This window comes from Okeania sp. SIO2F5 (genome assembly GCF_010692685.1).
GTDB lineage: Bacteria > Cyanobacteriota > Cyanobacteriia > Cyanobacteriales > Microcoleaceae > Okeania > Okeania hirsuta.
The window spans coordinates 1-10,811 of record NZ_JAAHGU010000198.1 but is presented as its reverse complement, the minus strand read 5'-3'; the positions used below and the strand labels follow the sequence as shown (position 1 = coordinate 10,811).

Below are 10,811 nucleotides of genomic sequence, written 5' to 3'. Positions count from 1 at the left end.
TGGTGGCCTACTGATGATTTGTCAAGTGCTTGAAGAGTAGCGATCGCGGTAGCGTTGCGTAGCAATATCGCTCCGGGCAATTATTTTTCTTCCTCCTCTATTATACACAAACGATGCTACCGGACATGATATGACTGAAATTTGGCTCAAATTAATGTTAGGAGCTAAAAATTCAACTGTTGCCCGCATATTATACCAACCTAAGTCCCCTAAAGCTCCTTTTGGTTCCAATTCGGGATTGAAACGAATATTACTGCGATCGCTAAGGGGAAAATAGAAGGCACTTCGCATCGCTTGCACCTGACCAATGGTTTCCTCCATAGTTTGCTTAATAGCTGCAGTCCTGGGATGATGGACAAAATGGGTTGCATCCATAAACAAGACTTGATTTTCTCTACAGGCTACGGTAATCTTTTGCAAAGACTCTAAGGTCGCAAAGGGTTTATCCACTAAAACGTGCTTTTTCTGTTGCGCAGCTACCACAGCAATTTCTTCTTTTAAGGCAGTAGGAGTCGCAATATAAATTGCATCCACTCCAGACCAAGCGATTAAATCTTGCCAACTGTCAAACCCTTTAACATCTCCGAATTGCTGGCCAAACTCTGTGCCCGCGAGATGCAACGACTAGCCACTCCGACTAAAGCACAATTTTTGGCATCGACTAATCCTTGGGCAATCACCCTGGCAATAAATCCCGTTCCCACAATACCAAATCGTAATGTATCTCTCATGCAACAGTCTCCTTAGTTAGATGCTGAATTCAGCCACATTTAATGTAACTTGGGCAATATTGATAAAGTTATACCAATCTGATAAATTTTTACTACAAATAGTTAGCGGGACTTACACAAAACAGCAGCATAAAATAGCCTAGAAGATAGACAGAAAGAGGCTTTTACGTCAAAAAGTATAATTCCTTTATTACCGAATAATTAAGGTTTAGCGAAATCTTCTCTAAAACCTTTAAAGATGACAACGTAATTTGTGATATGCTTTCAGGGGGATGTGACTTCAGTAATTTTATCGATCAATGTGTAAAGTTCATTTCAATAGAAACTTCAGAACAATTTATTGAATGTTCTTACAAGAAAGAACGCAACATTAGATATCTCCAAAATAGAAAATAAGGTAAAATTATCAAAATCATTTATGTATGCGATCGCCAAAATGAATCCAACTTGAGAATAGACTTATAATCATCTACTCATAAACAACAAGAATTATTGGTATTACTACAGCCTTTTTTGTTCCTAAATTCTGATATCCCCTAGCAAAACTTCTCTGCTTCATCTATTTTAGATTTATAAATGCGATATTCGCCTTTTCCTAAAAATTAAAATGCTTGTTTGATGAGTTATTCTAAATTCAGAAAACAAATTACTGTGATGTGCTTGAATAGAGTAGCAGTTAAATTCAGGAATCAACATACATGGCCACCAGACTAATTAAACTGGAAGATGGGATTTTGGTTGAAGCTGAAGTTCCAGATAATGAAGCAAAGCCGATTTCTACTAATGTTGTTAAAGATGTTAAATCTAGTTTTGCACAAGTTAAACCTATATTAGTTAGTATTAGTCGTCCTATTGCTGAAGCTTGGCAAGAAATTAATAAAGAGATGGAAATTGAACAAGCTGAAGTGGAAGTAGGTTTTAATTTCGAGGGGGAAGGTAATCTTTATATTACTAAAGGAAAACCAGATGCAAATTTAAAGGTGAAGTTAGTGTTGAAACCAATTGCACCAAAACCATTTGATGTAATAACGGTAAATAGCAAAGGTGAAGAAATTAATCGTAGTTCCCATGAAGCAGTATTTTTTACTGAAGATTTGGGTAAAGGTGTAACTTTAGAAATGGTTTCTATTCCTGGCGGTAGTTTTGTTATGGGTTCGGCAGAAAATGAAGTAGAAACAGATAGTCCTGAAACTCCCCAACATGAAGTTACTATCCAACCTTTTTATATTAGTAAATATCCTATTACTCAAGACCAATATCAAGCCATTATGGGTGAAAACCCCTCTCACTTTAAAGGAGGAAAGCGCCCAGTCGAAACTGTAACATGGCACAACGCTACAAAATTTTGTCAAAAGTTATCCAAAAAAATTGGGAAAACCTACAAACTACCCAGTGAGAGTCAGTGGGAATATGCTTGTCGCGCTGGTACAACCACACCCTTTTATTTTGGGGAAACTATAACGACCGATTTAGTTAACTATAATGGTAACTATACTTATGGCGATGCCCCTAAAGGTGAATATCGAGGGGAGACAACTGATGTGGGAACTTTTCCTCCTAATGCTTTTGGTTTATATGATATGCACGGGAATGTGTGGGAATGGTGTCAGGATATTAGACACGATAATTATGAAGGTGCCCCTAATGATGGTAGTGCTTGGGAAACTGGAGGAGATAGTAAGATACGAGTACTGCGTGGTGGGTATTGGGAAGATGAACCTGGGAATTGTCGGAGTGCCTTCCGTCTCTGGGGGGATGCCGACTTCTGCAACAATAACAGAGGTTTCCGTGTGGTTTATTTGCCTGGTGTATAGTTTCTTAGTTTCGGAGTCTAAGATTTTTTCCTTCTTAGGATTGAAAGTTACTCGCGCTCATCCTCAATCTATCAGGAAAGGATTTGTTTAGAGCAATTTTGTCAGCTACAACCCCTGTTGTTATTTGGACAAGAACTGATATTGAGCGTTGGGAAAAAGTAAATTTGATTGATGAGATATTAACTTTTTAACCATTGTGTTATTTATGTGAATCAATTAGACAAATTCGAGAAAAAGCTGATGCTCAAACCGAGGAGCATTTAGGTTTTCATTTAGCTATTCTTTGGGAAAATCCCTATCGTTTAACTCCTGATATAATGGTTGAATTAATTACACCTGGGCAATAAAACAGTTATCATTTGAGGAGTCAGGAGGACCGAGTCAGGAGGGAAGAAAGAAGCAAGAAGAAAGAAGAAGAGGAGGAAAAGGAGAAAGTTTTTTTGATCACGCTCTTATCCGGGGTGCATCTCATAGCAAGCAAAAATACTTTTTTCCTATATATTCCCTATTCCCTATTCCCTGTTACCTGTTGCCTTTCGGAGCTATTGCCTAAGAGCGATAAATTTTTGGCTTTATTCTTGCATTGAGATGCACCCCTTATCCGGACATGATATTACTGGAAATTTTCCCGAGGTAACAACAAAGCAGATGTAGTTATTATAGTTCGGGTTTTCTCTAGAAAATTGGGCGTTGCTGAAATGTAATGGTAAGTAGCTGAAGGTAAAATTGAAAAACTTATGTTTTGCGTTAATACTTAATCTAAAAATCATTACCACTCAGCAACGCCGAAAATTGAATCTTAGATTTTCTGTTAATTATTCTCACTAATAATGGCCCTACTACAAACAAAAAACCCTAACGTTATAGTTATTGAATTGATGTTTTATTCATCTGTTGTACAAGAGTTTTGAGATGGAGTGAGAAGAGCGATCGCCTCCTTCTAGGAATAGACAAATCAAAAAACCCCAACGTTATAGTTATTTGATTATCGAGTTAAAAGAGCGATCGCCTCCTTCCAGGAATAGACAAATCAAAAAACCCTAACGTTATAGTTATGTGATTGATGTTTTATTCATCTATTGTACAAGAGTTCTGAGATTGATTGAGAAAGTCGAAACAGCTTAACCCAATTATGGGTGTTATTTTAGCGTAATACCTTGTTAATATTTATAGACAAATGGATGAAATAGTTATCTTTTTTAAGTACAATTTTATAAAATTTACACCAAAAGCCTGAGAGGAGCAAGAAATACAGCGATTCATAACTCTGGCGAGCGAGTCTTCGTCTTCTTTCTCCTCTGTTTCCTTTCCTTATTTTCTCTAAGAAATAATTTGATTTTTCAACCACTCATACCAATCATTTAAACCTTCCCCACTTGTGGCAGAAACCTGGAAAATCTTAATATTAGGATTTACCTGTTTTGCATATTCAATACAACGATTAACGTCAAATTGTACATAAGGTAATAAATCAATTTTCGTCAAAATCATTACCTGACTTTCTCGAAACATATAGGGATATTTAATCGGTTTATCTTCTCCTTCGGTAACTGATAGAATTGCTACCTTACAATTTTCTCCTAAATCAAATAGAGCAGGGCAAACTAAATTCCCCACATTTTCAATCATCAAAATTGAATCTAAAGGAGGGTTTAATTCTGTATAACCTTTTTCTACCATTGCCGCTTCCAAGTGACAGCCTTTACCAGTATTAATTTGCACTACTTTACAACCAGTTTGGCGAATTTTTTCTGCATCATTAATAGTTTCTTGGTCTCCTTCTATAACACTAAAAGTCAATTCAGATTTTAAATCATTAATAGTTCGAGTTAATAAAGTTGTTTTGCCAGAACCAGGAGAACTAACTAAATTTAAAGCCAGAATATTTCGACCTTTAAACCAGCCTCGGTTTTGGGCAGCTATCAGGTCATTTTTCTGTAAAATTTTCTGTTCTAAACTAATAGTAGTTTGGTGCATTTTAGCATGAACTTCTGCCGTTTCCTGATGATTATGTTCAGGAGTATAATTATCAGAATGAGTATGAGTAATAATAGTTCCATCTGGGAGAGTATGAGTATGGGAATGATGCTTATCTACTGTCATTTTTTCTCCTGTTTGAGAATTAGTAATAGTAATTTCATTATTACCGGAACAACCACAAGTTACACACATAATTTTTCTTTCTCCATTTCTTTGATTTTTTGTTTTTGAGATTTGATTATAAGTAGGTCATTTCAGTTATCAGTTATCAGTACCTCCGACTTAACTCGGAGGCTTGAAATACTGAGTTATACCAAATCCGGGTTAAAAAAAAGGTGTATATATATAGTTAACACCTTTTATTCTATGCGGATTTGATATTAAACATTTTTTTCATCCTCTTAAAAGGGGAGGCTTTAGACCTCATTTTTTGGTAAGTGGGAAAATTTACAAGTACGTGTCATTGCGACTGTAACGAATTGGAAGGAAGCAATCTCAAGGGTTGAGACTGCACCAAAATTTGGTTATATAGTGAAGTTTATTCGCGTCTACCTACTTAATTAAATTGAAAAAAATTTAATCTCTATTTTCAGTCAATTTTGCTAATCTTTGAACTTCCTCTAAAGGCAAATCTAAATATTCAGCAATAGTCTCTAAAGTTAAACCTAAACGAATCATATTAGATACAGATTTTAAGTTGACTTTTTCTTTGCCTTCAGCTTCACCTTCATCTTTACCTTCAGCAAAAGCCTCTTGATAAACTTTAGTTTTTTTCAATTCACTTAAAGTAAACATAAATTTAATTCCTGTTTTCAGTCAGTTTTGCTAATCTTTGAACTTCCTCTAAAGGCAAATCTAAATATTCAGCAATAGTCTCTAAAGTTAAACCTAAACGAATCATATTAGATACAGATTTTAAGTTGGCTTTTTCTTTGCCTTCAGCTTCACCTTCATCTTTACCTTCATCTTTACCTTCAGCAAAAGCTTCTTGATAAACTTTAGTTTTTTTCAATTCACTTAAACCTAACATTGCTTCAATCTCCTTTCTGGTTTTTTGGGGTAACTTATAAACAATAATTGTTTCAATCAGGTCAATTAAATCTTGTTGAATTTTTGGCTCAATAATTTCCTCTTTGGTTTGAGAAATTAAAGATTTAGCCAAATTAATCGCTTAAATTTATGGCTCAATTACCAGTTTAACAACTCCAACCCCTAATGAACGACTTACAGTTTTTTCCAATTCGTCTAAATAAATCCGTTGGACTTTATTTGAGGCTAAAATATTGCCAAAGTGTTGATTTTGTTCCCTTTCGATATTACGACGGGGATAAATAACAACTACTTGCCAAGGATTGGGGGGTTGATATTGTCAGAAAAAGAGAAATAATTCGGCAAATAGACGATAATAGAGATTATCATCAGGTTTAAATTGGACTTCAACAAGGTCATTTCAGTTATCAGTTATCAGTTATCAGTTATCAGTACCTCGGACTTTAGTCGGAGGTATGAAATACTGAATTGAATGATTTTTTTCATTTCCTTAAAAGGGGAGGCTTTGGAGATCATTTTTCGGTAAAAAGGTTTATTAGGGTTATTGTCTGTTGGTAGGAATAAACCATCTAAACGAAAAGATAATTGTTTGACTTCACGGGAAGTAAATTCATAAGTTTGAGTATTGGTATTGGGTTGGTTAATTAGTTCAAAAAAAATTCTCGGAAAGTTGAGAAATATTTGATAGAAAATACTGTCTGTTTTCACAATATTTATAGTTTAGTGGCAGTAGAAATATTTTAGTATGTAGTTAATGTTTGTTTTGTTATTTATCGGTCATTTGAGCAAAATGTTCCATTAACATTCGGTGTATGAATATGTAACCACCACCTACCTTTTGGATAAACTATGAAACTTCTGCCTCAATCCAACCTTTGACCATTTCAATGGGAATTCCAATCGGACCAAATAATACTTTCAATGCTTCAATTCCTCCTTCTTTGAGAGCGTTAATTAATCTAGCTTTTAATGTTGGATTTTGCTTAATTTCTTGTTGTAAAGTTATAGCTAAAGCACTCTGTTTTTCAACTTCTGTTGCATTGGGATAATTTTGTTCGAGTTGTTGTAAAAGCTGTTGAATTTCTGCTGCTGCATCTGCTAGGTTTTGCTTTTGTTCGGGAGGATAATTGTTAATTATTCCGCCTACATGGTTGGCATAAATTGATCCGCCTACTCGGTTACCTTGAGATTTGTCAATGCTGATAAATACTCCAGTAAAACTCCCACTGAATTCATTTTTAGTATATTTCTTGGGGGCATCAGCCATAAAAGTATCTCCTTTATTTTGATAAGTTTGTGTATAAAAACTAGGACGCTGTAACGCCGTTACTATCATATTCTCTAAATTATAAATCCTATTATCTTTTTCTGCTAAAAGTGCCTTTACTTCTTTCTCAGCTAAGGATTTTATTTCGTTATAAGTCTGAAAATATTCAGCGCTCAACTGGGAAAGATTAGCCCCAAGAGCAGTTGCCAGACGAAGTAGAAGATTATCTCCTCCCCGCTTCTCCATCCCTACAATTTCTAGCTCTGCATCTGGATGATTTTCGGCTAACCGCTTCAATGAAATGGCAATAGCGCGAGGATCGACTCCTTGGTTGTGGTAAAGGTCGAGGGTATCAACTATTGGCTGGATAAAATCGGCAAAGTCTCCATCCTCAAATTCTTCTTGCCAGTTATCGGGTTTCCGGCGAGGGTTGGGGTCGTCTTTTGTAGGTAAGCGCATGAAGATGTAACGACATCTGACTCCATGTAATTTTGTATGTCTAGTGACGCCCCAATCTTCTATGGTGGCTCCGGTGAGCATTGCTCCTGTTAGGTTTGCTTCATCTAATTGGGTTTGTACTAACTTTGCTCTTGATAAGTCGGCATTCTGGAGGTTTGCCTGCTTAAGATTTGCTCCGATCAAGCTTGCGTCTTGGAGGTCTGCAGCTCGTAAATTAACACCGCGTAAATTTTGGTAGTCAAAGTTTTGGTTTTGAATTTTCCCAGTAACAATTAATTGAGAAATTTTTGGATTTGCTAAATAGCTTTCTCCAACACGAAGCTGATCAAATTTTCTCACATCTCTCCAAAATACATTACGGAGAACAGCATAGCCAAAGTTAGTATATTGTATGGTAGCTTGAGAAAAGTCTACATCAGTTAAGTCAGCTTTTCTGAAGCTTGTGCCACCCAAATTAATAACCGTCATTTTTATCAATTCATTGCTTATTGCTAAAATAACAGGAATTAAGCCATGTTTGACTTGAGCTATTGCTGCAGATACAACTCCTGCTCTAGATCCTCTAATGGATATGAGACTACCAACGATTAATACCAAAAGTAAGGGTAATAAACCAGTTGTAACTATGACCCTAGAAATAGAACCTGTAATAAATATGCAAAATAACAAGATAAAAAAAAAGGAAACAGCACTTCCTATCCCTATAACTGTATTAATAGTGGCAACCAATTCTCTAATTGTTGATGTTCGACTATGAGCAATAAAAACAATGGCTATTGATAATATAGTAATTACACCTAAAACAACTCTTAAAGAACTAGACAGTGCTGCTAAAACCAGCAGGATAATGACTACCCCAGCGTAAATAGTAAATCGCGGTTGTTGTAATCCAGTTTTAACTCTACAAAACTTTGCACCTTTAAGATTAGCATTTGTAAAGTCTGCTCCTCGAATATCCGCACCACTAAAATCTGCTCCCGAAAGGTTTTGTCCTCTGAGAGATTCACCCCTGAGTTTTACCCCTTGGAAGTTTCTTTCACCTTCTATATATCGCCTCAATAATTCACTAGCTTTCATTGCATAATATTTGACAGTTATTTTTCTGAGCTTCCAAATATAATATTACTTTTTTCCCCTCAATATTACACACATAATTCTTCTACTTCCATTTCCTTAATTTTAAGTTCTTGACCTTGAATAATATCAAGTTCAACACTGTTGCAAACATGACAAATTCCGAATGGTTTCTCTAGGGGAATTTCTGTCGCACATTGACGACATTTTCCTAAACCGGGAATTTTGATAATTTCTAAAGTGGCTCCTTCTAAAACAGTGCCTTTACTACAAACATCAAAACAAAATTCAATAGCATCGGGCATAATAGCAGAAAGTTCACCTATCTCTAAGGTGACTCTTTTGACTGATTTATCTTTAGCATTTTCAGCAACTATGGCAACAATATTTTGAGTGATTCCTAATTCGTGCATATTTACAATATTTTTCCAGTTTTTCAGGTGATTTTTCAGTTAAAAGTTAGAAGATAGGGAGAGAACTTTCAGCCTAAAAAATTTAGTTTAAGACTATTTATATTGACTGATAAAAAAACTATTTTCTCTCTCCTAAAAAAATGTCAGTAGTAGGCGATCGCCCACTACATTTTTTAATTACAAAATTTCATCAGGGTTAATACCTCTTTCCCTGAGAATTTCTGCTAGTCGGTCAGCTCGTTGTTTCTCCTGTTCGGCACGTTGTTTTTCCTGTTCAGCACGTTGTTTTTCCTGTTCAGCACGTTGTTTTTCTTGTTCAGCACGTTGTTTTTCCTGTTCTGCTCGTTCATCTCCAGTTAACAAAATATTCCCCGAATCATCACACCAGCGCAACCAATCATATTCTTTTCCTTCAAAAATACCATGCCAAATTGTTAAACCCAATCCCACTTGAGACAAATAGAAATTTCCTAGCTCTACATAACTATTACCTCGTAATTCATATACTCGTAAAATCCTTTCTCCAAGTTGTTTTAGTGGGTCAAAAACGACATAATAACCAACCGCAGCAAAAGCATAATCTTGTAATTTACTATCTAACTCATTACCGATTTTATTCGATACAATTTCGATGGCTACTTCTGGAGGTTTACCAAAAGAAAATACAAAATAAGAACGATTCTGTTTTTGACTCCAATCTTCCGGTACTTTGACTCGTAAACTAAGGAGAATGTCTGGTACGAGAGGTGGTATTTTATTGCCGTAAAAAAGCCCGACATTGGCAGTTGCTAAAAATGGTAAGTCTGTTGAAAAAGAACTATATAAAGTAGTAGTTAATAGTCTTTGTTGTTTCTCAGTAATTAAATTATCCACAGGAGTATCATCCTCAGTAATAACATCACTAATATCTGGTTCTACAAATTCAAAATCTTCTGGTTGCTTTTTGAAACTTTTGGGGGCTGATTCAATGTTTGTTTGTGTTGGTAATATAGACATAATTTTTTTCCTTTATTAATTAGGGAATAGGGAATAGGGAACAGGGAACAGGGAACAAGGAACAGGGCATAGGAAATATAAGAATAGTCCTATAAGTGTACCTCACTATCCTCAAAAGTGCTGTAAATCAATTATTAATTATTAATTGTTGAAAGACTGCCACAAAGCATCAACTTCATCTGGTGCATAAATATCCTCACTTGTTAATTCCACAAAATCTTGTAAACGACGATTTAAAAAAGTTTTAGCAACTTTAACAATTTCTGCCTCTGGATAATTAGAATGAACCCAAATATTAACTTCAAAGGAATTTATTCCATCTGAGTTTAGCAAGAATTTGACCAGATGATACTTATCAGAAAACCCTGGACGTTCTTGATACTTATTAAGTTCGATAATTTCAATTTTAGCATCAAAAAAAATTGTCATGTTCTTTAAATATTGGGTTTTTGAACTTCAAAAATTGATATTAATATTATGTCCGGTTGAATACTTATATTTTTTTGAAGTCAGGAAGGCAGAAGGAAAAAAAGGTTCAAAGGGAAAATATTTTTTGAGCGATCGCCAAAGTTTTGAGCCTATAAAATCTGACTTTTAACTTCTATAAGTAGGAGGGTTGGGAGACATTACCCCGACAAAATTTCCATCATCGGTGCATCCGTGCCCAAATCTGTGTCTTGCTCATCGGTGAAAAAATCTTTGGGAAAATATTTTTTGAGCGATCGCCAAAGTTTTGAGCCTATAAAATCTGACTTTTAACTTCTATAAGTAGGAGGGTTGGGAGACATTACCCCGACAAAATTTCCATCATCGGTGCATCCGTGCCCAAATCTGTGTCTTGCTCATCGGTGAAAAAATCTTTGGGAAAATATTTTTTGAGGGAGTGTCAAAGTTTTGAGCCTATAGAACCCATTTGAGATCTATATAATTATGGTAGTCAAGTCTTTTCGCGCATTAATTTTGAGGAAAATTCAGTTGAAGGAGTGTTGAATTTTTTGTATTATCTCTCCCCAAATCTTCCCTCTTA

General features: G+C 35.4%; 11 protein-coding genes and 2 pseudogenes. 3 read left to right on the top strand and 10 right to left on the bottom strand.

What is annotated here, in order from left to right:
- Window positions 1-21 precede the first annotated feature (21 nt).
- Together F6K27_RS30845 and F6K27_RS30840 are read right to left on the bottom strand one after the other, a co-directional pair.
- On the bottom strand, window positions 22-621 hold the full coding sequence (locus F6K27_RS30845; protein ID WP_287284749.1) for a Gfo/Idh/MocA family protein: 600 nt from the start codon (window positions 619-621) through the stop codon (window positions 22-24).
- A complete protein-coding gene (locus F6K27_RS30840) occupies window positions 549-731 on the bottom strand; it encodes a hypothetical protein (RefSeq protein ID WP_287279656.1) in 183 nt (60 codons plus the stop codon). Before F6K27_RS30840 ends, F6K27_RS30845 begins: the two co-directional genes overlap by 73 nt.
- 698 nt (window positions 732-1,429) lie before the next feature.
- Here F6K27_RS30840 and F6K27_RS30830 point away from each other — a divergent pair.
- Both F6K27_RS30830 and F6K27_RS30825 read left to right on the top strand, forming a co-directional pair.
- On the top strand, window positions 1,430-2,545 hold the full coding sequence (locus tag F6K27_RS30830; RefSeq protein ID WP_124144225.1) for a CU044_2847 family protein: 1,116 nt from the start codon (window positions 1,430-1,432) through the stop codon (window positions 2,543-2,545).
- Window positions 2,546-2,739: 194 nt separating this feature from the next.
- Window positions 2,740-2,892 carry a hypothetical protein gene (locus F6K27_RS30825; protein WP_192901087.1) on the top strand — a complete coding sequence of 51 codons (153 nt, stop codon included), beginning with the start codon at window positions 2,740-2,742 and terminating at the stop codon, window positions 2,890-2,892.
- 973 nt (window positions 2,893-3,865) lie between these two features.
- On the opposite strand, the gene hypB is transcribed toward F6K27_RS30825, so the two are convergent.
- The 8 genes and pseudogenes from hypB to F6K27_RS30785 all read right to left on the bottom strand — a co-directional run bounded on the left by hypB (window position 3,866) and on the right by F6K27_RS30785 (window position 10,213).
- Window positions 3,866-4,717, bottom strand: a complete 852-nt coding sequence (gene hypB / locus F6K27_RS30820) for a hydrogenase nickel incorporation protein HypB (protein WP_287279655.1) — start codon at window positions 4,715-4,717, stop codon at window positions 3,866-3,868.
- Between the two features lie 384 nt (window positions 4,718-5,101).
- The gene (locus tag F6K27_RS30815; protein ID WP_287279654.1) at window positions 5,102-5,320 is read right to left on the bottom strand and encodes a hypothetical protein; all 219 of its coding nucleotides are present in this window, start codon (window positions 5,318-5,320) and stop codon (window positions 5,102-5,104) included.
- A 4-nt stretch (window positions 5,321-5,324) separates the two neighbouring features.
- Window positions 5,325-5,957 (bottom strand): annotated as a pseudogene (locus tag F6K27_RS30810) (Rpn family recombination-promoting nuclease/putative transposase); the annotation flags it as partial.
- A 140-nt stretch (window positions 5,958-6,097) separates the two neighbouring features.
- Window positions 6,098-6,283 (bottom strand): annotated as a pseudogene (locus F6K27_RS30805) (DUF2887 domain-containing protein); the annotation flags it as partial.
- A 139-nt stretch (window positions 6,284-6,422) separates the two neighbouring features.
- On the bottom strand, window positions 6,423-8,378 hold the full coding sequence (locus F6K27_RS30800; RefSeq protein ID WP_287279653.1) for a pentapeptide repeat-containing protein: 1,956 nt from the start codon (window positions 8,376-8,378) through the stop codon (window positions 6,423-6,425).
- A 65-nt stretch (window positions 8,379-8,443) separates the two neighbouring features.
- Entirely contained in the window at window positions 8,444-8,788 is a 345-nt protein-coding gene (gene hypA, locus F6K27_RS30795) for a hydrogenase maturation nickel metallochaperone HypA (protein ID WP_287279652.1), read from the bottom strand.
- A 177-nt stretch (window positions 8,789-8,965) separates the two neighbouring features.
- Window positions 8,966-9,784 carry a Uma2 family endonuclease gene (locus tag F6K27_RS30790; protein WP_287279651.1) on the bottom strand — a complete coding sequence of 273 codons (819 nt, stop codon included), beginning with the start codon at window positions 9,782-9,784 and terminating at the stop codon, window positions 8,966-8,968.
- A 141-nt stretch (window positions 9,785-9,925) separates the two neighbouring features.
- Window positions 9,926-10,213: a hypothetical protein gene (locus F6K27_RS30785; protein ID WP_205127312.1), complete on the bottom strand. Its 288-nt coding sequence runs from the start codon at window positions 10,211-10,213 to the stop codon at window positions 9,926-9,928.
- On the opposite strand from F6K27_RS30785, the gene F6K27_RS30780 reads away from it, so the two are divergent.
- Window positions 10,212-10,382: a hypothetical protein gene (locus F6K27_RS30780; protein WP_287284747.1), complete on the top strand. Its 171-nt coding sequence runs from the start codon at window positions 10,212-10,214 to the stop codon at window positions 10,380-10,382. The genes F6K27_RS30785 and F6K27_RS30780 overlap by 2 nt on opposite strands.
- Window positions 10,383-10,811: the final 429 nt, after the last annotated feature.